The 23,875-nt window shown below is 40.5% G+C and carries 21 protein-coding genes; 19 read left to right on the top strand and 2 right to left on the bottom strand.

Annotated features, from left to right (window positions below; translation table 11 throughout):
- The first annotated feature begins 169 nt into the window (after positions 1-169).
- The 8 genes from FZF09_RS06145 to FZF09_RS06180 all read left to right on the top strand — a co-directional run bounded on the left by FZF09_RS06145 (position 170) and on the right by FZF09_RS06180 (position 8,890).
- Positions 170-1,357 (top strand): MFS transporter, encoded by a 1,188-nt coding sequence (locus FZF09_RS06145; protein ID WP_158735710.1) that lies wholly within the window; start codon positions 170-172, stop codon positions 1,355-1,357.
- Between the two features lie 391 nt (positions 1,358-1,748).
- Positions 1,749-2,501, top strand: coding sequence for an IclR family transcriptional regulator (locus tag FZF09_RS06150; RefSeq protein WP_158735711.1), 753 nt, complete (start codon positions 1,749-1,751; stop codon positions 2,499-2,501).
- Positions 2,502-2,522: 21 nt separating this feature from the next.
- Positions 2,523-3,428 carry a fumarylacetoacetate hydrolase family protein gene (locus FZF09_RS06155; protein WP_158735712.1) on the top strand — a complete coding sequence of 302 codons (906 nt, stop codon included), beginning with the start codon at positions 2,523-2,525 and terminating at the stop codon, positions 3,426-3,428.
- A 13-nt stretch (positions 3,429-3,441) separates the two neighbouring features.
- Entirely contained in the window at positions 3,442-4,467 is a 1,026-nt protein-coding gene (locus tag FZF09_RS06160) for a galactitol-1-phosphate 5-dehydrogenase (protein WP_158735713.1), read from the top strand.
- A gap of 24 nt (positions 4,468-4,491) precedes the next feature.
- A complete protein-coding gene (rhmD, locus tag FZF09_RS06165) occupies positions 4,492-5,676 on the top strand; it encodes an L-rhamnonate dehydratase (RefSeq protein ID WP_158735714.1) in 1,185 nt (394 codons plus the stop codon).
- A 45-nt stretch (positions 5,677-5,721) separates the two neighbouring features.
- Positions 5,722-6,807: a TRAP transporter substrate-binding protein gene (locus FZF09_RS06170; protein ID WP_158735715.1), complete on the top strand. Its 1,086-nt coding sequence runs from the start codon at positions 5,722-5,724 to the stop codon at positions 6,805-6,807.
- Between the two features lie 344 nt (positions 6,808-7,151).
- On the top strand, positions 7,152-7,616 hold the full coding sequence (locus FZF09_RS06175; RefSeq protein WP_158735716.1) for a TRAP transporter small permease: 465 nt from the start codon (positions 7,152-7,154) through the stop codon (positions 7,614-7,616).
- Positions 7,613-8,890 (top strand): TRAP transporter large permease, encoded by a 1,278-nt coding sequence (locus tag FZF09_RS06180; RefSeq protein WP_158735717.1) that lies wholly within the window; start codon positions 7,613-7,615, stop codon positions 8,888-8,890. Before FZF09_RS06175 ends, FZF09_RS06180 begins: the two co-directional genes overlap by 4 nt.
- Positions 8,891-9,104: 214 nt before the next feature.
- Here the strand turns inward: FZF09_RS06180 and FZF09_RS06185 are convergent, their stop codons facing one another.
- Positions 9,105-10,664, bottom strand: coding sequence for a BCCT family transporter (locus FZF09_RS06185; RefSeq protein WP_158735718.1), 1,560 nt, complete (start codon positions 10,662-10,664; stop codon positions 9,105-9,107).
- Between the two features lie 168 nt (positions 10,665-10,832).
- Between FZF09_RS06185 and FZF09_RS06190 the strand changes: the two genes are divergently transcribed.
- The 6 genes from FZF09_RS06190 to FZF09_RS06215 all read left to right on the top strand — a co-directional run bounded on the left by FZF09_RS06190 (position 10,833) and on the right by FZF09_RS06215 (position 16,773).
- Positions 10,833-11,315, top strand: coding sequence for a thioesterase family protein (locus FZF09_RS06190; protein WP_158735719.1), 483 nt, complete (start codon positions 10,833-10,835; stop codon positions 11,313-11,315).
- A 109-nt stretch (positions 11,316-11,424) separates the two neighbouring features.
- Positions 11,425-12,618, top strand: coding sequence for an N-acetylglucosamine-6-phosphate deacetylase (gene nagA, locus FZF09_RS06195; protein ID WP_158735720.1), 1,194 nt, complete (start codon positions 11,425-11,427; stop codon positions 12,616-12,618).
- A 28-nt stretch (positions 12,619-12,646) separates the two neighbouring features.
- On the top strand, positions 12,647-13,414 hold the full coding sequence (nagB, locus tag FZF09_RS06200; RefSeq protein ID WP_158735721.1) for a glucosamine-6-phosphate deaminase: 768 nt from the start codon (positions 12,647-12,649) through the stop codon (positions 13,412-13,414).
- 20 nt (positions 13,415-13,434) lie between these two features.
- Entirely contained in the window at positions 13,435-14,172 is a 738-nt protein-coding gene (locus FZF09_RS06205; RefSeq protein ID WP_158735722.1) for a GntR family transcriptional regulator, read from the top strand.
- A 32-nt stretch (positions 14,173-14,204) separates the two neighbouring features.
- Entirely contained in the window at positions 14,205-14,945 is a 741-nt protein-coding gene (locus FZF09_RS06210) for an SIS domain-containing protein (protein ID WP_158735723.1), read from the top strand.
- A 607-nt stretch (positions 14,946-15,552) separates the two neighbouring features.
- Positions 15,553-16,773 (top strand): cytochrome P450, encoded by a 1,221-nt coding sequence (locus FZF09_RS06215; protein ID WP_158735724.1) that lies wholly within the window; start codon positions 15,553-15,555, stop codon positions 16,771-16,773.
- Positions 16,774-17,336: 563 nt separating this feature from the next.
- Here FZF09_RS06215 and nagE read toward each other — a convergent pair.
- Positions 17,337-18,704 carry an N-acetylglucosamine-specific PTS transporter subunit IIBC gene (gene nagE / locus FZF09_RS06220; RefSeq protein WP_158735725.1) on the bottom strand — a complete coding sequence of 456 codons (1,368 nt, stop codon included), beginning with the start codon at positions 18,702-18,704 and terminating at the stop codon, positions 17,337-17,339.
- Between the two features lie 265 nt (positions 18,705-18,969).
- On the opposite strand from nagE, the gene FZF09_RS06225 reads away from it, so the two are divergent.
- From FZF09_RS06225 to FZF09_RS06245, 5 genes are all read left to right on the top strand, one after another.
- Positions 18,970-19,668 (top strand): Na-translocating system protein MpsC family protein, encoded by a 699-nt coding sequence (locus FZF09_RS06225; RefSeq protein ID WP_158735726.1) that lies wholly within the window; start codon positions 18,970-18,972, stop codon positions 19,666-19,668.
- 183 nt (positions 19,669-19,851) lie between these two features.
- Complete coding sequence (locus FZF09_RS06230; protein ID WP_158735727.1) at positions 19,852-20,046, top strand: hypothetical protein; 195 nt, start codon at positions 19,852-19,854, stop codon at positions 20,044-20,046.
- Positions 20,047-20,418: 372 nt separating this feature from the next.
- A complete protein-coding gene (locus FZF09_RS06235) occupies positions 20,419-21,342 on the top strand; it encodes an ROK family protein (RefSeq protein WP_158735728.1) in 924 nt (307 codons plus the stop codon).
- 130 nt (positions 21,343-21,472) lie between these two features.
- Positions 21,473-22,108, top strand: a complete 636-nt coding sequence (locus tag FZF09_RS06240; RefSeq protein ID WP_158735729.1) for a hypothetical protein — start codon at positions 21,473-21,475, stop codon at positions 22,106-22,108.
- A 764-nt stretch (positions 22,109-22,872) separates the two neighbouring features.
- Positions 22,873-23,814, top strand: a complete 942-nt coding sequence (locus tag FZF09_RS06245) for a C40 family peptidase (protein WP_158735730.1) — start codon at positions 22,873-22,875, stop codon at positions 23,812-23,814.
- The last annotated feature ends 61 nt before the right edge of the window (positions 23,815-23,875 follow it).

Here is a 23,875-nt window from a genome sequence, read left to right on the forward strand (position 1 = left end):
TCTTATGTCTTCCCTTTCGACTCCGGGCCGCAGGCGACCCTGCGCGAAAGCTCCAGAACCTGTCGCGGCTGACCAGGGAGCTTGCGCTTTTCTTATTCCATCGGATTATCAAAATCTAGTCACAGCTTTTCCAAGCAAGCAGATAATATCTAGAGATTGGTGATATAAAGTGAAACTTGCTCTAATTATGATTATATGCTGCCTTAATGTTTTATCGCTTATGGGAACCCGTCCAACCGTATCGTTATTTGCTTATGATCTTGGGGCGAGCGCTACGCATATTGGGTTGATAACAAGTTTATTTTCCTTTTTTCCTCTCTTATTTGCTATTCGGCTGGGGAAAAAAATAGACCATCTTCATTCAAAGCTGGCACTCATTATCGGCGGGTACTTAGGTGTAGCAGGCATCGCACTGCCTGGGATTTTTTCAAATATCTACAGCTTATATGCATCCCAAATCATAGCAGGATCCGCTCAAACCATCTTCATATTAGCTGCGCAAGATTATGTCGGAAGGATATCGAGCAATAATAACCGAAGTAAAAATGTTTCGTGGTTTAGTTTAGGGGTTGGCGTCGGTATGTTTCTCGGTCCACTTACCAGCGGGTTCGCTGCTGATCTAACAAACTATCAAATGACCTTTCTCATGTTAGCGGGAGTTGGTTTAATTGGCAGTCTCATTATTTCTTTTATTCCAGATGAACCACCGGCCGAAACGGACAAAAACGCCAACGACAAAGAAAACGGCTCCAATTCCTTTATGAAATTATTGCATATCCCAAGTTTGCGGCTGGCGTTGATTTTCAGTGCGCTCGTTTTGTTTTCCAGGGATTTATACATGACCTTTTTTCCGTTATTAGGTGTTCATTTTGAATATAGTGATTCTGTCATAGGCACCTTTATCGCTATCAATGGTCTCGCAGGGGTCATCATTCGGTTTTATCTTTCTCGTTTAATAACCATTTTAGGAAGCACGAAACTACTAACCGCAACCATGTTCGTAATCATTGTTGCTTTGGTTGGACTGCCATTTTCTCCGTCCCTTGTCGTAACAGGCATTTTAGTATTTTGCCTAGGAATCGGTCTTGGGATCGGCGCTCCATTATCCATTACGCTCACACTTGAATCCACGATAAAGGGACGCTCAGCAGAAACACTTGGACTGAGGCTGACCGTGACACGTATGACACAAGTAGTCACACCGCTTTTACTTGGAGCTGTGGCAAGCGCCATGGGCTTAGTTAGTATGTTTATTATTAGTGCATGTGCGATTTCGTTAGGCTTAGGCACTGCTTTTAAAGTAAGTAAAGAACCGAATGCTAGCGAAGATAATAATGAAAAAGTTAGTGATAACTAACAGCTCAGTATGTTTCACACTGCAAAATAGTGAAAAGATTAATCAATCGTTTGATTTAATAAATTCCTTATGAATAACTGCTCCTAACCAAAAACTTACAAGTTAGGACAAAAGGGTGTCCAATAACCTATATTTTCATTTTGAACAGGTTGTCCATTATATTATGGGCAGCCTTTTTTTGAAAGGTAAGAAATGATAAATGTTTGACGTTTTTGATAAGCAAAACTACGACTCCTGTCATTTGGACTTGGCGGTAAACCAAGTTTTTAATAAAACAAAATCTGTCCCGAAAAATTTTTTGACAATTAGTAATTATGTGTTAGAATAACATTAGTTCAATATAAAAAACTTAGTTTATAATAATAAACCAGAAGGAAGGAGGGGCGTCAAAATGCCTAAATATTGGGTTCCAGCTTTAGAAAGAGCAAATATTATTATTGATTTAATTGCTAATCATCCTTCTCAATTAAGATTAATTGACCTTTCCAACAAATTGGAAATTAATAAAAGCTCTATGTATTCATTACTGAACACATTAGAAACCTTAGAATGGATCCAAAAAGACAAAAGTGAAAAGTACACGCTCGGTCCTGCGTTAGGTTCTTTTAGTTCAGCATATTTTAGGCAGTTCGATATTTTGGAAACGTTTTCTATGGAGGCAGCAAAAGCGATTGAAGTAGTAGATGAACATATTCAATTGGGGAAACTCTATGATGCTGAAGTGTTTTATTTAGCAAGAGAAGAAGGGAGTTCGCCTGCTCGGTTAGTTACAGACCCAGGAATGCGGTTTCCGGCTCATGCATCTGCTATCGGAAAAATTCAATTAATCGACCACACATATGAAGAACTAATAGAGCTTTTCCCAGAAAAAGATCTGCCAAAGCAAACGAAAAATACGGTTGCTGACGTAGAGGAGTTGTGGAAACAGTTAAAACAAGCAAAAGAAGATGGTTATGTAGTGGAAGAACAAGAAGGCTCCATTGGATTTTGTTGTGTAGCGGCTCCGATTTACAACAAAGATAATCAAATTATAGCAGGTGTCAGTTTTACGATGCTTGAAAACAATTGGCCTGAAAAGAAACAACTTGCTGCTAATGAAATTATGAAACTAGCAAAAAAATTATCGACAAATCAAACATTGTAAAGATCAGAAGGGATGAAGAGTATGCATTTACTTACTTTTAAAGCAAAAAATGAATCAGAACAAGTTGGAATTCTGGACAAAGGTAACGTTTTCTCTTTGGATGGGTTAAGGCAAGTTTATAATTCTGAGAATGCCAAAAGTTTAGAAAAGAAAAATGATTTATTATCTATCATTCAATATCATGAACAAGTTCTTAAGGAAATTGAGGAAGTATGGGAATGGGCTCAGAATCATACAGATAAAGTTTCATCTTTCCAATACAACATTGAAGAGATAGATGTTAAAGAACCTATTTCCCATCCTGGTAAAGTTGTTTGCGTAGGTAATAACTATATGGACCATTGCATTGAACAAAACGTTGAGCCTCCGAAAAAGCCTATGATTTTCTCTAAATGGGCGTCGTGCTTAATAGGAGATGGTGATGAGATCGAACTGCCAGAAGAATCAGAACAAGTTGACTACGAAGTAGAATTAGCGGTAGTTATTGGAAAAAGGGCAAGAAACATAACAGAAGAGGAAGCTTTGGATTATGTGTTTGGTTACACAATTATGAATGATGTGAGTGCCAGGGATATTCAATTCGAAGATGTTCAATGGGTAAGAGGAAAATCATATGACACTTTTGCACCTATTGGACCAACAATCGTGACAAAAGACGAAATAGAAGATCCACATAACCTTGCTATTTCCCTAGAGTTAAATGGAGAAAAACTACAAGACTCCAACACAAAAAATTTAATATTCAAGATTCCTTATATTATCTCGTATTTGTCAAAAGGTTTCACCTTTGAACCAGGAGATATAATTGCAACCGGTACTCCGCATGGCGTTGGCGTATTTCGTGATCCAAAGGTGTTTTTGAAATCGGGTGATACGTGTAAGCTCGAGATCGAATCAATAGGTGTATTGGAAAATAACGTTCGATAACAGGAGGCTGACAATGAAAGTATTAGCATGGAATGGACCAAAACAATTAGATGAAGAAGAAAGAAATATTCCAGAACCAGGGGAAAAAGAAGTTCTTATAAAAGTTGATGTAGTCGGTATCTGTGGTTCAGAGATAGAAGGTTTTTTAGGTCATAATAGTTTAAGAGTTCCTCCATTAATTATGGGTCATGAATTTTGTGGACGTGTAGAAAGGGTAGGACAAGGAGTTAAACAAATCTCAGAAGGATCCAAAGTAGTCATTAATCCTCTAATAAATTGCGGTCATTGTACGAAATGCCGAAAAGGATTAGAAAATTTATGTGATCACCGGCAAATTGTTGGGATCCATCGTTCAGGTGCTTTTGCAGAATATGTGGCGGTTCCGGAGAGTACGGTAATTGAGATTCCAAGTTCTTTGGATTCGTATACTGCATCTTTAGCAGAACCATTGGCATGCTGCTTCAGAGCTGTTAGAAGAGCATTAGAAAACCGTCCCCTTTCAAACGTTTTAATTTATGGAGCTGGTACGATAGGTGTGCTGAGTGCTTTTGTCGCTGATATTCTTGGTGCAAACCGCATTATCATGACTGATATTAATGATGAAAGGCTGCAGACAGTAAAAGATGTAGGGATTAAGTATACATTAAACCCTGATAAAGAAGATGTAGAACAAACGCTTTCTGACATCGCCGGACCTAAAGGAATTGATGTGGTAATTGATGCTGCCGGCTTTTTGCCAACAAGAACACAAGCTGCTGATTTGGTGAATTCCGGGGGCGTCATTATGAATATTGGACTAGGAATCAATGAAACACCGCTGCCTATCAATAATTTTATAAGAGACGAGGTTACAGTATTAGGATCTTTTTGCTATTCGAAACAAGACTTTCATGATGCTGTTCAACTGTTAGTAGAAGGTGAGATAGATTCAAAAGGTTGGTCAGAAGTGAGGCAGCTCCATGAAGGCCAGCAAGCATTTATGGATTTAATTGAAGGTAAGGTGAAAAATAGTAAAATTTTTCTTCAAGTAAATCAATAAAACGTTTTGGGAGGTAAAGGAAGAATGGGAGTAACCGGACATAAGATTGCAAGTATACGAGCGTATGTTGTAAGCGGAGGGGGAGGCGACTATCATGATCAAGCCCAAGAGCATTGGATTGTAAAACAAATAGCCACTCCAATGAGTATCTACCCTGAATATAAACGAACACGTACAAGTTTCGGTATTAATGCATTAAAAACGTTAGTGGTAGAAGTAGAAGCAGACAATGGGGAAGTAGGAGTCGGGATTTCAACTGGCGGATACCCAGCTGCTTGGATTGTTATGAATCATTTAGACCGGTTTATCGTGGAGCAGCCGGTAGAGAACATTGAAAAAATGTGGGACCAAATGTATAGAGGTTCTCTTTTTTACGGCCGGAAAGGTATCGTTATGAATGCGATATCAGCGATCGATTTGGCTCTTTGGGATTTATTAGGAAGGTTAAGACAAGAACCAGTTTATGCCATGATTGGTGGAAAAGTACGAGAAGAATTACCATGTTATGCGACTGGACCCAGACCTGATTTAGCAAAGGAAATGGGCTTTATTGGCGGAAAAATGCCATTAAAATATGGACCAGGTGATGGAGAAGAAGGCCTTCGAAAAAACATGGAACAAGCGGAATCCATGAGAAATAAGGTGGGAGAAGATTTTTGGCTGATGTGGGACTGCTGGATGTCACTAGATTTGCCATATGCCCAAAAATTGATGCAAAAGTCGGCAGAATTGGATTTTAAATGGGTGGAAGAGTGTTTTAACCCCGATGATTACTGGGCGTATCGGGATCTAAAAAAACGAGCACCTAATAATATTTTAGTAACTGGAGGTGAACATGAAGCTACAAGGTACGGCTTTAAAATGCTGCTAGAGTTTTGTGACATGGACATTTTACAAGCTGATGTCGGCTGGTGCGGAGGATTAACGGAGCTAATCAAAATAGGAAATCTTGCTGAAAGCTATGGAAAATACGTTATTCCTCACGGCAGTGGTATTTATAGTTACCATTATGTAATGACAAAAACGAACAGTCCTTTTGCAGAATATCTCATGATGAGTCCAAAAGCTGATAAGGTGATCCCTCAATTTTACCCTTTATTAGAAGGGGAAACACTTCCAGAAAACGGAAAAGTGAAATTGCCTGATACACCTGGGTTTGGAGTAGAATTGAATCGAGATAACAATCTAGAACAGGTAGAAAAAGATTAGATTCATTACTGTAAGCGTTATCAATAATGTGAAGGAGTTGAAAAAATGAAAAAAAGCTTCATTTTTACATTGATGTTGGTACTCATATTGGCTTTAGCAGCATGCAGTTCCTTAACAGATGAATCCGGTGATGAGAATGAAACGGCTACAGGAGCAGATAGTGAAGAGACAGAGGATACGGCAGCTGAGGAACAAGACAGCGGTGAAAATGCTAATAGTGAAGAAGAAGAAATAAGTATTCGTCTTGGTTCTCATTTGCCGCCTTCCCACTCAGTAATTGCGGTGACAGAAAAATTTGAAGAGATTGTTGAATCTCAATCAAACGGACGCATCGGTGTCAATATTCATCCATCTGGTGAATTAGGAGGACAAAGTGAACTTATTCAATCGCTGCAAGTAGGTTCATTAGAGATGACAATTAATGATGCAGGAGTCTTATCAAACTTTGCTCCAAAAGTAGGTGTTTTAGACTTACCATACACTTTCAGCAGCTATGACCATGTGCATGATGTATTGGATAGTTCCGTTGCTGAAACATTAGAAGAGGAATTGGCTGCTGTTGATATTAAATCGATTGGCTGGGTAGACTCAGCGTTTCGCGATTTACTAATTAATGAAGAAATTAGTGGAATAGAAGATGTAGATGGAATGAGTCTGCGCGTACCGGATGCCCCGCAATATTCCCGTACGGTTGAATCCTGGGGAGCTTCCGCTACTTCTATACCTTGGGGAGATTTGTATAATTCTCTTGAAACAGGTGTAGCTGACGGATTTGAAGGATCAGCTGAAAGTATATATTCTGATGGTTTGCACGAAGTCGTTGAATATCGTGTTCCAACGGAGCATATCTTCACTGTCCTATCTTTGAACATCAGTCAGCAGTTCTATGATGAATTATCTAGTGAGGATCAAACATTAATTGAAGAGGCTGGGCGCGAAGCTGCATTGTACGGCCGTGAATTAGCGATGGAACGTGATGAAGAATATAAGGAACAACTATCAGAAGAAGGACTCGAAACACTAGACATTGATAAAAAGGAATTTCGTGAATCTGCTATGGAATTTGTAGAAAGCTATGCAGAAGAAGAAGGAATGACCGATCTATTAGAACAGATTGCTGAATTGGAGTAGAGAATTAGAGGCTGTCTCAAAAGGTTAGTTTAGGCTATGAAAATCATCTAAGCAGCTGGAATATGCGAGACTCCTGCGGGATAAGCGAAGATAAAGGAACTTCTACTAAAACCGCACACGTCAACGTAGAAGCCACCACTTCCTGTGAAAGTAAGACGTTTTTTCTCACGAGGAGGCTGAGCCGCCGCCCGCTGCAAAGAAGACACTACGAGAACGATCAAAGAGAGTTTGAGTAGATGTCGCACTTGTGCCCTTGAGGGTAAAAGCGAGCATATTCCAGTTGCGTTTTCTCAGAACTGACTTATGGGACAGCTCCTCCTTTCAAAAGGAAGGGATGAGGATTAATGGAGAAAGTGTTTAATAAAGGCGTAAGAGTAGTCTTAGTATCGCTATTTAGTATCATAACACTTTTAGCTGTACTGCAAATATTCACCCGATTTATTGGGTTTCCATTGAGTTGGCCTAATGAAGCGATGAGATTTTTGTTTATTTGGTTTGTAATGCTAGGTTCCGCTTATGCATTACGGGAGAAAAAACATATTGTAGTTGACTTTATAGGTGACTCTGTTCCGAGAAAAGTAACAAGGATCATAGATATCTTAGTGAATGTGACGATCTTAGTTTTTATTGGGATTTTAATTAAGTATGGTTTTCAGGTCGTAGAAGTGACAAGTATCCAAACATCTTCTGTATTAAGAATTTCAATGGGATATGTATTTCTTTCTATTCCGATTGGCGCGATACTTATGCTTTTATATACGGTGTTAAACATTATTGACTTAGTTAAAGAAAAGGGGGTAAGTTCATGACTTTATTATTAATGTTCGGGCTGCTGTTTTTATTACTCGTTTTACGAATGCCTGTTGCATTTGCCATCGGAGTTTCCTCTATTGCTACCCTTTTTTTAACTACGGATGTGACGCTTGCTCAAGTGATGCCGCGTATTGTAAATACATTAAACAGTTTCACTTTTTTAGCCATTCCTTTCTTTATGTTAGCTGGCTCTATAATGGAACATGGTGGTATATCTAACCGTCTTGTGCGCTTTGCTAATAGTTTACTAGGTCATATTAAAGGCGGTCTCGGGCATGCTACTATCTTCACAAGTACTACGTTTGCAGGGATTTCGGGTTCGGCTTCTGCTGATACATCAGCCGTTGGTTCTGTCATGATCCCATCCATGATACGCCGCGGTTATCCCAGAGGTTATGCGGCAGCATTAACAGCATGTGCTGGAGCGATTGGACCGATCATACCTCCCAGTATTATTATGATTATTTATGGTTCATTAACAGGATTGTCTATCTCAAAGCTATTCTTGGCTGGGGCTCTTCCTGGTTTGGTCATGGCAGCAGGTCTTTTAGTCATTAACTATGTAGGAGCAGTTAAACATAACCTGCCATATGAAGAAAGGGCAACTTTAAAAGAAGTATGGCAAAGTTTTTTAAGTGCATTCTGGGCGCTGCTGGCACCTATTATTATATTAGGCGGTATCTTGTTTGGAATATTCACAGCTACCGAAGCAAGTGTTGTCGCTGTTGTTTATTCGTTAATTGTAAGCATATTTATTTATAAAGAGTTGAAGTTAAAAGACCTTTATAAAGTGCTTGTTCAATCCACTCATACGAGTGTTATGGTATTATTTATTGCAGCCACAGCCTCGATATTCGGATGGATCTTGGCTAATGAACAAATTCCACTGCAAATATCTGCTTGGTTAAATGAGTTTACTGGTAATCCTTATTTATTGATGCTGTTGATCGTTATCATTTTATTAATTATAGGTTGTGTGATTGAAACTATTGCCGCTACAATCATCTTTATTCCAGTGTTATCTGTTATCGCAGAAACGGCAGGATTTGATCCTTTTCACTTTGCTACCGTCGTAGCGATCACTCTTATTGTTGGCGGTGTTACACCTCCAGTAGGAGTGCTGCTGTTTATTACCAATGGAATTGCAAAGGCCAATTTTAAAGAGACATTACGTTATTTATGGCCATTTTTCACGTTAATTGTCCTCGTGATCATGTTTGTAGCATATTTCCCGGATGTATCAACTTTTCTGCCTAGTTTAATTGATTAATAAAAAGAAGAAATCTTTGTTCATTTCTTTAAAAGTAAGAAATTATAAATATTTGTCGTTTTTGATGTCTAGCTTCAGCGCCCAGCCGCTCGGGATTTCTTCCCTTTCGACTCCGGGCCGCAGGCGACCCTACGCGAAAGCTCCAGAACCTGTCGCGGCTGACCAGGGCGCTTGCGCTTTTCTTATATTTGAACAAAGATTTTTGTGTGCTGCTTTATTCCTGCTCATCCCGATAAATAAAATATTTGCTTCCAAATGTTTTTGGCATGTCTTCTTTAATCGCTCGTGTAAACGAAATAATCAGCATCACCATAATAAAAATCAAAGGAAAGCCGCCGACAATACTAGCTGTTTGCAGCGTTTCAAGCCCGCCAAGAAACATAAGCACAAGCGATGGAGCGGCTAAAACAAACGCCCAAAACAACCGGTTCCAGCGCAATGGCTCGTCATCAATCTCTTTTTGCGTCACCGATGCTAAAATATAGGAACCAGAATCGAACGTGGTGGACAAGAAGATGATCGCTAAAATAACAAATATCGCAACAAACAAATTGCTTGCCGGCAGCTGGGCAATCGTTCCAATAATTGCAGCGGGCGCGCCTTGTTCGTTTAATACATCAACGACAGAATATTGTCCGCTTAACTGTAAATAAAGCCCGAAGTTGCCTAGAATGCCGAAATACAGGGCACAACCGATCGTACCGTAAACAAGCGTACCGACAATCATTTCACGAATGGTACGTCCTTTTGAAATACGTGCAACAAACAGTCCGACAAAAGGAGCATACACCAGCCACCAGGCCCAGTAGAAAACGGTCCATGCTTCTGGAAATCCCGTTCCTTCTACGCCGCCGACACCTGCAAAAGGCTCTGTCCACATACTCATTTTAAAAAAGTTATCAGCGAGCCTTCCAATGCTGTTAAACATCGTATTTCCAAGAAAAACAGTCGGTCCAACAATAAAAATAAAGCCTAATAAAACAAAAGAAAGCCAAAGGTTAATGTTACTTAAAATACGAATACCTTTACGCAGTCCGCTGTAAGAACTTACAGCAAAAATAATTGTACTTATAACGAGCACCACCGTATTTAAGGCCATATTTGGTTCTATCCCGGTAAAATAATTTACTCCCTGAGCGATCAATGGAGTAGCAAGAGCCATCGTCGTACCGGCACCACCGAGCAGACCAAACATAAATAAGATATCAACTATTATTCCAACTGGGCCATCTGCATATTTTTTCAAAACCGGACGGCACGCTTCGCTAATTTTTAAAACCGGTCGTTTACGCACGTAGTAAAAATAAGCGATTGGCAGAGCAGGCAAACAATAGATTGCCCAGGCAATCGGCCCCCAATGAAAAATGCCGTAGGTTGTCGCCCATTCCACTGCTTCTGCTGATTCAGCTTCCAGTCCAAATGGAGGTCCTGTATAGTAGTACGCCCACTCAATCGTTCCCCAATACAGAACACTTGAACCAATTCCAGCCGCAAAAAGCATCGCTGCCCAGGTAAGAGTATTAAACTCCGGAACCACCCCGCGACTCCCGAGAACAATTCGACCATAGCGGCTAAATGCAATGTAAAGTAAAAAAATAAACAAAACCATTCCAATTAATAGGTAAAGAACACCAAAGTTTTCGGTTACGAACGTGTTAGCCGCTGTTACCACGGCTTCTCCATAATCTGGAGTAATAACGAGCGGCGCTGCAATCACAATTAATAAAAGCAAAGCCCCAAAAAACGTTGGCCAATCCATGATATTTTTATCCATAGCAATCTCCTCACGTTTATATGTATTATTCAAGTTTCCCTGTCCGGCTCTGTAATATGTGTGTATACCAAAAAGAAGGAAAATGAAAAATGAAATTTTTTCTAAAGCAAAGGGAAAGGAATTTATAAGAGAATGTGGAAAGTTGTAGAATAAAAGGAGGGGAAGGGCATGCGTTTATTATATAAAGATGATGTAAAAAAAGACTTTGTCGATTACAATAAACATATGAATGACGCAGCTTATTTTAGAGTGTTCAGCATTGCTGGAGAGCATTTCACCAGTTCACTCGGGCTTGACGAAGAAGGACGAAATCATTACGGTGTCACTATTTTCACACTCGAAACCCATGTTGTCTATATAAAAGAAATATTAGAAGGGAAAGCGTTTCAAGTTTTAGGAAAGCTCCTTGATTATGATGAAAAACGTCTTCATTTGTTTTTGGAAATGCATAATGAAAATGGTGATAGGCTGGCGACTTGTGAAACAATGATGCTGGCTGTTAATCAAGCCGAACGACGAGCCGGACGCTTTCCAGAAAAGGTGCTGCAATTAATACATAAAGCAAAAGCCGAACATGAAGGAGAAGAATGGCCGCAAGAAGCTGGTCAGCGTATTGGAATTCGCAGCAAAAAAGAGAATGAACAAAATTAGGAGGGGTTCCTCCTTTATTTTAGATGGTCTAGACAACTATATTAACAGTTTGCTATCATGAAGGTAAACAGGTATAGACCAATCGTGTCCAAAAGAGGGGGTACTACAAGTGACGAAGTCCTTTTTACTTCGAAACGTTACCATCATAAACCCAGCGCAAGAATTAAAACACGCGTATATTTTCGTGGAAGACGGTAAAATTACGGCAATTGGTGATGATAAAAATGTTGAAAAAGACTTTAGCAAGAAAGAATGGAGCAGCATAAAAGAGATAAAAATAAACCCGGACACGGTTTTAGTACCGGGAATGATTGATGTGCACATACATGGTACAAATAATGCAGATACGATGGACGCGACACCTGAAGCATTAACAACGATTGCCAAATCCCTGCCATCAGAAGGCACGACGTCTTTTTTGGCCACTACACTAACGCAAAGTGAAGAGGCCATTACAGACGCATTAGAAAACGCAGCTGCTTTTGCCGAGAAACAGCAGCCATCTGATCTAGCAGAAATGCTCGGAGTTCATTTAGAAGGGCCTTTTTTCACCGAAGAAAAAGCAGGCGCTCAGCCAAAAGAGCATTTGTGCGAAGCCGATATTGAATTGTTTAAAAAATGGCAGGAGGCGGCAAAAGGGTTCATAAAGTGGGTCTCTCTTGCACCTGAAAAAGATCCAAATCATGAAGTTATTCGTTATTTAAAAGACACTGGAGTAATAGCATCGGCTGCTCATTCCAACGCTTCGATAGAAGAAATAGAACAAGCGATCGACCACGGATTGACTCATGTGACTCATTTATTTAACGGAATGAGCGGGCTGCACCACCGAGAACCGGGACTTGCAGCAGCAGCTCTTACTCGGGATGAATTGACAAATGAAATCATAGCGGACGGCGTTCACGTGCATCCTTCTATGGTAAACATGGCTTACCAAATGAAGGGGCCTTTCGGACTGTTAATGATTACCGATTCGATACGAGCAAAGTGTCTGCAAAACGGAGAGTATGACCTGGGTGGACAAACTGTCACCGTAAAAGGAAATCGTCCGTATTTAACGGATGGAACAATTGCTGGCAGTGTATTAAAGATGAACGATGCGATGAAAAATATCATTGATTTTACTGGCTGCCGTTTAGAAGAAGCAGTAGCCATGACATCGTGGAATGCCGCCTGCAAGCTAGGGGTTGAAAACAGAAAAGGAAATATTGCAGTCGGTAAAGACGCTGATTTTGTTCAGTTAGGCCCTGATCAAGAGGTTATTCGAACGTGGTGCCGCGGTACGCTTGCATACGAAAAGTAAGCATAAAAATTTGAAGGAGGTGGGCCGATTGGAAATTGTTCGGGTCACGAATTATAAAGAGATGAGTGAATATGCAGCCGAACTTCTTTTTAGAAAAGTACAGGCTCAACCTAACGTGGTCTTGGGCCTTGCGACAGGCGGTACGCCAGAAGGAACGTACGAAGCCTTTATCGAGAAAGCAAAACAGAATGATCTAGATCTTTCTCAAATAACAACATTTAATCTTGATGAATATGAGGGTCTCACGCCCGATCATCCGAATAGTTATCATGCATACATGAAAGAGCATTTGTTTCATCGATTGGATTTGAAAGCAGAGCAAACGCATCTTCCTAAAGGCAATGCTGCTGATTTAGAAGCAGAAGCCAATAGGTATGAACAATTGATTGATGAGCATGGCGGCATTGATTTACAGCTGTTAGGCATCGGAGAAAACGGTCATATCGGCTTTAACGAACCCGGAACACCTCATCACTCCCGCACTCATATCGTGGAGCTGAAGGAATCAACGAGAGAAGCAAATGCCCGTTACTTTGAAGATAAAAACGAAGTTCCAAAACGTGCTATCACCATGGGTATTGCTTCTATTATGGACAGCCGCCGTATCGTACTGCTCGCTTCAGGGGAACGAAAAAAACAAGCAATGAAAAATCTGTTGGAAGGCGATGTAGAAGAGGCATTTCCTGCATCCATTTTAAGAAGTCATCCGTATGTTACAATCATAGCGGATGAAGAAGCGCTTTCAGCTGTTTCAGAAAATGAATGGAAAAAACATGACAGCTTGAATGTTTTATAATGAAAAGAGGTGGAAACCGGATGATTGACAAAAGTTCACCGCTGCCCATTTATTATCAAATCCAAGAGATGATACGGAAAAAAATGAACGCCGGAGAGTGGGAGCCCGGAGATATGCTTCCATCCGAACGCATATTTGCAGAAGAATTTGAAGTGAGCCGTATGACGGTGCGCCAAGCAATTATAGAGCTTGTTAACGAAGGGCTGCTAAGGCGTGAAAAAGGAAAAGGTACATTTGTGGCAGAAAAAAAACTAGAACAAACGCTGCAAGGTTTAACGAGCTTTACTGAAGATATGAAAGCACGCGGGTTCGAACCCGGAAATATCCTCAACTATTTTCGTGAAACCCAAGCGAGCAGCGACGCAGCAAAAGCTCTAAACATTAACGAAAACGCCAAAGTATATGAAATGCAGCGTATTCGACTGGCAGACAAAGAACCAATGGCACTGGAAACCACTTATATTAATGCCAATTTAATAAAAGGACTGACCGAAGAGCATGCCGGTAAATCGCTTTATCAATATATTGAAAAGGAACTGAATTTAAAAATAGGTTTTGCCGATCAAACCCTTGAATCTGCTGTCGCTGGAAAAAATGAAGCAGTGCTATTAAATATAAAAAAAGGCGACCCTATTTTATGGATCTCCCGCCTGACTCATCTGCAAGATGACACACCATTTGAATACGTTAAATCCGCTTACCGAGGGGACCGCTATAAATTCAGCATTCATATGCCTAGAGATGAACATTCAAGCTAAAGGGATATGTCGCATACGAAAGGATCGGTCTAATGTTTTTAGATTATTTTCATGAAATCAAGCAGCTTATAGATGAAGTGGAAAGAAAGGAAGCGCAGACAATCCAAAAAGCTGCAAAACAAATAGCGGAAAAGGTGTCAGAAGGCGGATTACTCTATGTGTTTGGCTGCGGCCATTCGCACATGATGGCTGAAGAACTTTTTTACCGCGCAGGAGGACTCGTCCCGGTATATCCCATTTTTGAAGAGAACCTTATGCTTCATAAAGGTCCTGTGCAATCCTCGCAGCTAGAACGTAAAACAGATTACGCTGCTTCGTTTATGGAGGAGCTTCCGCTGACAGATAAAGATGTTCTCCTGGTCGTCTCTACTTCAGGCCGAAATGGAGTGCCCGTAGATGCTGCCTTGCTTGGAAAACAAAAAGGCACCACGGTAATTGCCTTAACATCAAAAACCTATGCAGCGTCCCAGCCATCAAGACATGATACCGGCAAACATCTCCATGATACAGCAGACATCGTCCTCGATAACCATATTCCTAAAGGTGACGCGCTGCTGCAGGCTGAAACAGAACCTGAGCTTCGGTTTGCACCAGGGTCTTCCCTGATTAACATCGCTATACTGCAAGGCATGATCGCTGAAATTCTGCACCTGCTCGAACAAACACAAACCGAACTGCCCGTCTTTAAAAGCGCGAACATCGAAGGCAGCGACGCACACAACAAACGTATGGTAGAACTATATAAAAACCAAATTCCGCTATTAGAGAGCTGAACGCCACTTGAGGCACAGCTCTTAATTTGTTTTGAAGCAGCATTCACCATCTGTGTTTGTGTGGGGCCAGACCCAGAGGAGGGGAAGTGCTGGATCAAGGGAAAGGGTGCAAAAGAAGGGAAAAGAGGATCATAACCAGGAGAAAGAGGTGCATAATATTGGGAAACCGCTCAACTCAAGGAGGAAAGAAAACATATAGAAGCCGTTCGCAGTTAATGCATTACAAAGTATGTGGGGCCAGACCCCGAAGAGGAAGATGTGTGGGGCAAGGCTGGCGCAAAAACAGTGGAAAGTGAATCATAAAAGTAGGAAGAGGACTCAGATCAAAAAAAAGATCAAAAAAAGGAACCCTGCAGAAAAGTGTTACAAAAGGTGTAGGGCCAGACCCCAAAACGGAAGACACCGAAAAGGAAAATTCTACATACGAAAATCATAAAAAATCTAACCAAAAGAGAAAGTTGTTCATATTTTAGCGTATTACACTTAAGAAGAATAACAACTCACAAATCTAACAAGGAAATAAGATCGTTGCAATGTCACTATAAATCATGTACCTTTATTGTAAACCTATATAAAAAATAAGTTTACATACAGGAGGTGCATACATATGACAACACATGTAACAAAAACACGAGAAGATGCAAAACAACCCTTTTCGCTAACTTCTACAGCTTTTTTTGAAAACCCTTATCCTTTTTATGATCATCTACGTTCTATTAATCCTTTATACAAAGGATCCTTATTGAAAAATGCAGGGTGGTATGTAACCGGTTATGAAGAAGCACTAGCTATTCTCAAAGATACGAGGTTTCAAAATCGAATCCCTCTTCCTCAAACATCCAAAAAGTATGAATTTCTTAAGCATATTCAAAACGACATGATGGTATACAAAAATCAACCTGACCATAAACGATTACGTTTTCTTGTCAGCAAGGCATTTACACCAAAGATGGTTGACAGTTATCGACCCTGCGTAGTAGAAACGGCTAATGACTTACTAAATGGTGTACAAAATAGAAAAAGAATGGACGTGGTTTCAGATTTTTCTTTTCCTTTAGCTAGTCTCATTATAGCTAAGATTTTAGGAGTACCAGCAGAAGATCGTTATCTATTTAGAGAATGGTCTATTATTTTACTGCAAACGATTGATTTCACCAGATCAAGAAAGGCATTACACAAAGGCAATAACGAAATAATAAAATTAATAGATTACTTCCGTGTTTTAATAAATAAAAGAAAACAAAATCCAAAAAATGATCTTATCAGTATGTTAATAAAAGAAGAGGATAAAGTAAGTAAGGAAGAATTATTGTCAACTTCTATTTTGCTTCTCATTGCTGGTCACGAGACAACGGTAAACCTTATTAGCAATTCCATTCTTGCGTTAATAAACCATCCTGACCAGTTTGAGAAATTAATAGAATACCCATCGCTAATAGAAAAAGCTGTGGAGGAATTTTTACGCTTTGAAAGCCCTACACAAATGATAGCTCGTTATGCCTCAGAAGACATCGAAATCAACAAAAAAACGATAAAAAAAGGGGAACAGGTTTACATCCTATTGGGTGCCGTTAATCGTGACCCGAAAAAGTTCATTGCTCCTAATAGGCTGGATATAACCAGAAAGTCTAATCCTCATCTTGCGTTTGGCCATGGTATTCATTTTTGTTTAGGTGCCTCATTAGCACGTATGGAGGCGCAAATGGCCATTCATACCCTCATACTTAGAATAACTGATCTTCAACTGGATGCGATTGAATTGCAATGGAGAAAACTTATGGGGTTTAGATCATTAGAAAAACTGCCTATTACTTTTGAAAACGTATAGTTAAATTGAAAAACAACCAATGAGGTTCATACATTATCCACTAATCTCTCAATCAACCAATAAACAAAAGGAGGCGTCTGAGCTACATTTTAAAGTGTAGAGGGCCGGCTTTGGAAACGGAAAGATATTAAAAAAGGAGATCAGTGCAAAAGAGACAGGACGTGAGTTATAAGTGAGAAAAAGCGGTGCATAAGACATGAAAAGTTAGTCATAAACAAAAAGAAATGGTTCACAAACTGGTAAAGCGGCTACAACCGCTCATAAAAGATAGAAAGTGATGCATATCTCTCAATCATCAGTGCATAGACGCAAAAAAGGAAATCAAACCATCATCAAAAAGAGACATAAATCAGTATGATCCCGGGTACTTCCAACAGGAGCATTACTTATACCCCGATCCCTGCAAACAGTGCGGCACATTTTGCAAACCGTGTCTTCATATTAACCTTCCTTGGATGCATAAAACGTCTAACACTGCTCATCCAAACAAAAAATGGGGGGTCTGGCCCAAACAAAAGAAACAAGGCCAGACCCCCGAAACGTTATGCAGTAGTCTATTTTGATTAATCTTCAGGCTTCGTTCGCCGCATCGCATCGGCAACAAATTCAACATCGGTGCCGACTATGATTTGCAAGTCAGTGCTGTTAATTTTCATCACCCCGCGGGCGCCGTTTTGCTTGATTCGTTCTTCATCGATTTTGTCCATATCATTTATTTTCAAACGAAGACGGGTGACGCAGTTGTCAATGCTATCGATATTTTCATATCCGCCAAGCGCTGCCACGTATTCATTGCCCATCACTTCATATTTGTCGTCACCTTCATTTGTGTTTGTCAGATCTTCTTCATCTTCACGACCGGGTGTCTTCAGGTCAAGTCCTTTTATTGCTGCATAAAAGACGATATAGTAAACGACAGCAAACACGATTCCAATCCCTGCTAATAGCAGTGGTTTCGTTGCGATATTGAAGTTTAGGAAATAGTCAATCGCACCGGCAGAAAACCCAAATCCATGCAGAGTGCCGGCAAAATAAGTGGCTACCATGGAAGCTGCTGTTAAAGCAGCATGAATGACATACAAGAGCGGAGACAAAAACATAAACGTAAATTCAATTGGTTCGGTAATACCGGTAAGAAATGATGTGAACGCAAGTCCTCCGAGAAGACCAGCCACCTGAGCCCGGCGTTCTGGTTTTGCAGCCACAATCATGGCTAAACATGCAGCCGGAAGACCAAACATCATAACCGGAAAGAAACCAACCATAAAGGTTCCCGCGGTCGGATCTCCTGCAAAAAAGCGGTCAAGATCTCCCGTTGCTCCTTCAAATGATCCAAATTCAAACCAAACGAGACTGTTTAGAACGTGATGAAGTCCAATTGGGATAAGCAAGCGGTTTAAGAAGCCATACGCTCCAACTCCAACTGCTCCTGCGTCAATAATCCATTGGCCAATACCGTCAATGCCCGCTTGAACAGGAGGCCAGACAAACCCGAAAATCCCTGCCAAAACAACCATCGTAGCAGCCGTTACTATCGGAACAAAGCGCCTTCCGCCAAAGAAACCAAGCCAGTTTGGAAGTTTCACGGCGTGAAAGCGGTTATATAAAAGCCCCGCAACAACACCAGACAGAATACCGCCAAGAAATGCCATATCAATCTCTTCATTAACAGCAGCTGTTCCTTCCTGCAGCACCAAGAAACCTATCGCCCCGGCAAGGCCGGCCGCCCCATTTCCATCTCGTGACAACCCAACAGCAACACCAATAGCGAAAATAAGCGGTAAATGGTCAAATAAGGCCGATCCTGCTGCTGCCATAAATGGAATATTCAAAAAGTCATCTTGTCCTAAACGAAGCAATAATGCCGCAGCAGGCAGGGTAGCGATTGGAAGCATTAATGCTTTACCGATTTTCTGAAAAAAACTTAGCATCTGTTTAACCCCCTTAAATAATGAATGTAAACGTTTTGGGTAAGCGATTACAATAACGTAAAAATAATGCCAATCATATGGGCATTATAGCATCATTAAATATAGTTGTCTATACCACTAGAACACTAAAAATTAAAAAAACCGGTTATAATACTTAAATAAACGGAAATAGATAGTAACTACTCTTTTTATTATGAAAAGGAATGTTATAATAAACTAGGACGGAAAAAAGAATGTTTCTGTCTATAAAAAGGAATGGCGATTTATGGAGAAAACGTCTGTGCAAGCTGAAATAGCTAGTTATACTGGTAAGCTTTTAAGAGATAACTTTGGAAAAGGTCCTTCTTCTGTTTATGTTTCGATAAAAAAACCGTTTGTAACGCTTCATTTAAGAGATTTCTTGGCCCCAATGGAAAGGGTGCTGGTCTCACAAGGAAAAACGATGAAAGTGGAAGAAACGAGAGATATTCTTATGCAAGAACTTCTTCCGGAAATTAAAGCAACTTTAAAGGTGACTGCGAATTTAGCGGTGAATGAAATGTATTATGATTGGTCCCTTCAAAACCGCACAGGCATCCTAATTGGAATCATCAATGAAGATGAGGGCGAAGACGATGCAGCCATATTAGAAGAATATTCCGGAAAAGAAGCCATTCACAATGAAATTGCCCGTGTAAGCAAGCAGGCCGAGAAATTACCTGCGTCTCTTGATTCCTGTATGATAAATGACAGAACCCTTATTATTACGAGAGAGGGCATTTTAGTTCGGATTGAGAAAGAATTAATCCGATCTGGCTTTGAGGAAGAGCTTAAATTAACAAAAAGACATCTAGAAAAAAGGCTTTTGCATGCGAGTAACTTTGAGGCCATTCTCCAAACAAACGTAGCGGACATTTTCGTGGATTGGGACTTTAAATTAGATAAAAGCTATATCATTATCATATTACAACCAAATAAGCACTAAGGTGGTAATGAGTCAGACAATTTGAGCTGAACATAAGCCGAAAAGAATGAAGAAAACATTCTTTTCGGCTTTTTTAATGTGAAAAACTACGACTCCGCTATAAGGACTTGGTGGCAAGCGAACTTTTAATTCTTTTATTTTCCTAAATCGCTCCAAAACATTTGAAAAAGGGGGGAACTCAACTTGAAATTTCTAATTGATCATACGACGATGCAAATACACCGCACCCCCTATGCAGGGGATGCCTGCGGTCTAAACACTACGCCTCTTGAAAAAAGGGAAGGATCTCACGATGAGAAATATGTAAATAAATTAGTGGAGGAAAAACAGTATAAAAAATGCAGCCATTGTTATGACGAAAAAATCTACCCTTCTTAGGAGAGGTGAATTTTTCGTCCTGGCTTAACAGGTCTATTTACATAAAAAAATAATGAGTTCTAAAAGGGAGGGGCTGTCCATTATCTATGGAAACAGCCCCTCCCTTTGTTAAGGGAAGAAAATATAAATATTTGGCGTTTTTACATGTCTAGCGCAAGCGCCTACTCACTTGTGAGCAAGGCGCTTGCGCTTTTCTTAGCATAATAAAACTGTTTTAATATGTTCATTATGCTCTGGGTCCTGTTCATAAATAAAAGCGGTTAACATAACTTTCGTTTAAGAAATTTTTGTAAGGAGAAATATATGGCGGCTGCATAAAAGGTAAGTATGTTATATTGCTAGTAAAGAAATAGATGAAGTGAGGATAAAGGGATGAAAAGACGGGAATTCGATGAGAAAGTACTTCGAATAGGCATTGATTTAGGCGGTACGAAAATTCTTGGCGCGTTGGTGGACGATGCCGGAAATGCAGTTGCAACCAGACAGCTTCCCACTTTTGCAAAAGAGAAACATTCGGAAAAAGAGATTTTACAAACGATCAGCACTATCGTTCAGGACTTACTAATATGGGCAGAAAAAGAAGGTAGGACTCCGGTTGAAATTGGGATTGCTTCTGCCGGAATCATCGATACAAGCACGCGAACCATTCGCTATGCTCAAAGCTTAGGCGTGAAAGATTTTCCCATCGGGGAGCAGGTAGAAAAAGCTTTACAAATGCCAGTTCATTTATGCAATGATACGGATGCGGCAGCTATGGCAGAATGGCAGAAAAAGAGCAGAAAAAGTGATCGTTTTATGTATGTGTCGGTTGGAACCGGCATCGGTGCCGGCATAGTAAAAGAAGGGAAGATCATGCAAGGAGCCGGGGAATTGGGTCACATGACGGTGAATCCAAAGGGCGAAAACTGCACGTGTGGTAATTATGGATGTTTAAAGCATTATGCATCCGGTCCAGCTATGGAAGAAAAGGTTCGTATGAAGGGCGGTAAATATAGAGAAATGGCGATGCCTGAAATAGTAGAGCTTGCCGAAAAGGGAGATCTGTGGTGCCAGAACGTTTTAAAAGAAAGTGCCCAATACCTTGGACTAGCTCTTGTAAACTCGATACATTTGCTCGCTGTAAACGAAATTGTTATTGGTGGAGGGGTTTTACAAAAAGGGGATTTCTTTTTCAGTCAAGTAGAGGCCTATGTAAAGCGCTTTACTATGCCTTACATGGCAGAGGGAATAACGGTGCAGCCTGCACGGTTTAAAGCAGAAATAGGAGCGGTCGGTGCAGTTTGTTCAAGGAGATAAGTCCTACTGCACTGGATTTTACAATAAGCCTGATATACCGGAAAAAGAAAACGCTTTATTTTTTGATGGCCATAACAATGTCTTTTGTGTACAATTAAATAGTAACAAATAAGAAAGGGGGAGTTCAGACATGTCTTCTCTATTGCATGAAAAATTGCAAGACATTCTCCAGACGTCGATTGATACCCATCAATTCGACCGTGCCGAACAGGCTGTTTCGTACATGAGACAATTGGCCCGTATCGAAGCTTTTATCGCAGGGGAACCCTTCCAATCCAGTGCTGCGTCTGTCAGTGCTTCCGTACAACAAGATAAAATAGAAAACAGCCCTAAAGATCTGTTATCCCCTGCTGCAGACTATGCTTCTATCCAAAATATCAACGACCACCAACGTAAACCGGATAACTTAATGCTGTACTACATAGAAGAGGATAATCTTTTGAAATTCAAAAAACCTCCTCAAACTTACGCAGTTAGTGTCGAGTTTTTTCGGAAATTTCTAAACAATCTAGAAAGTTGGAAAGGAAAAGACCCATTTTCTTCAAAGACTTTTTATGAGGCATTTGCAAACGACCTGCAAACATTTACAACTTATCAATCATCGACTCTCCGGCAATTTATAACCTTGCTTTTCCGCTATTGCCATAAGCTTGATGTTCTAATGAAACCAAGACCTCCTCAACGAAGCAGATATTATGTGAATGACGCATTAAATACAGAAGAAGTAATTGAGGATATAGTAAATCAGAGAATATTGACATTATAGCTAAGAAAAGAGCAGTAACAATTGTAACACTGCTCTTTTTTGTACGCTTTTTTTCATACAAAGGGTGAAAGTATAAGCAAAACGACGACTTCCGCCATAGGACTTGGCGGCAAGCCGAGTTTTCTAAGGAGTGGAGCGAGCCCGTTTTTATTATAGAATATGGGGCCATGCACTCCATATTTAACGAAAATAAATCACTAAGGAAGAAATAGGCATACCTTTCATGAATAAATGCGTAAGAAGATGAAACATATGAACCAAATGAATAACGTCGGACTGCTTTTTAAAAGGAATGGATCATTCTCATTGATAAATGCACAAAAATAAAAGGGGAACCAAAGCGGGGAAAAAATGAACAATAACCTGATTCAGCCGAATAACTGAGCACCTTTCGAGAGTGCATCCATGCTCTAGTCGATCCTAAAAGAAATAGGGGAAAAGTTCTATTATTTATTAGACTTTTCTATCAATCATTACAGTTGCGTAACAAAAGCAGGTAATCTATTGATAGCAGACAAAACCCGACATATAATTTGATGGTGCAAACGGTTGGAAAATCTTGCATAAACAACAATGTTGAAAAAATATACGGAGGTGTATGGTTCGCCTTTCTCCGCAAAACCTATCCTGTATGAAAAAATAGATGAACAAAAATTTTTAGATTGATCGCTCAGTCAAAATCTGAGAATACTATCATTCTATCATTACGATGCAGCATTCTAGCCACCTAAGAGAAACAACAGGAAGAGGCGATACAGACAATCATGAAAAAATATTTGTTATCTACAGCACTTGCTGCAGCGGTTCTTTTTACTCCAGCCGCGGCTGATGCCGCCCTGGGTGATCAAACGTTAAAACAAGGAATGCATCACGCGGACGTGACTGAACTACAGCAATGGCTGAAAGGCGAAGGGTTCTTGCATGGATCCATTGATGGAATATTTGGTCCTGTTACAGCAAAAGCCGTTCGTTCGTATCAAAACAGCACAGGCATTGGCGCAGATGGAATTGCCGGACCTCAAACATTTCGTTCGATGGGGATAGAAACAAGTTCTGTTAACGCGAGTGCATCTGCCCCGAACCAAGCTGCCTTTTCACGAACGCTTCGTCAAGGAGCACGTGGAAACGATGTTCGTCAGCTGCAGCAGACTCTTAAAAGAAAAGGACATCACAGCGGAAGCATTGACGGTGCATTTGGACCAGTCACGGCAAGTTCCGTTCGCTCATTTCAGCGTTCGGCCGGTATTGGTGCGGACGGAATAGCTGGTCCGCAAACGTTTTCCGCATTAAGCAGCGGGAACGTAAAATCATCGACAAGCAGCCAAACCACGTCCAATTCGTCTGCTGGCTTTACGGACAAGCTGGTATCAAACGCACGCAATTACATAGGGTCCCCGTATGTATGGGGCGGCACGTCTCCAAGCGGGTTTGACTGCAGCGGGTATTTACAGTATGTATTTAACAAAGCAGGAAAAAGCATCCCCCGCACGGTAGCATCTATTTACAAGGCAAGCTCCAAAGTATCGAATCCAAGTGTTGGAGATCTTGTGTTTTTTGAAACGTACACTAGTGGTCCTTCTCATGCTGGAATCTATCTTGGCGGAGGACAATTTATTCACGCGGGCAGCTCTACAGGAGTGACAATTGCAAACATGTCTTCTTCCTATTGGAAGCAGCGTTACCTTGGCGCAGGTCGTCTTAGCTAACGAAAAATATACATTCCAAGCGGTCCTTATTAATCATTAGGGACTGCTTTTCTTTTATAAA

This window comes from Alteribacillus sp. YIM 98480 (assembly GCF_009765375.1).
Classification (GTDB): Bacteria; Bacillota; Bacilli; order Bacillales; family Marinococcaceae; genus Alteribacillus.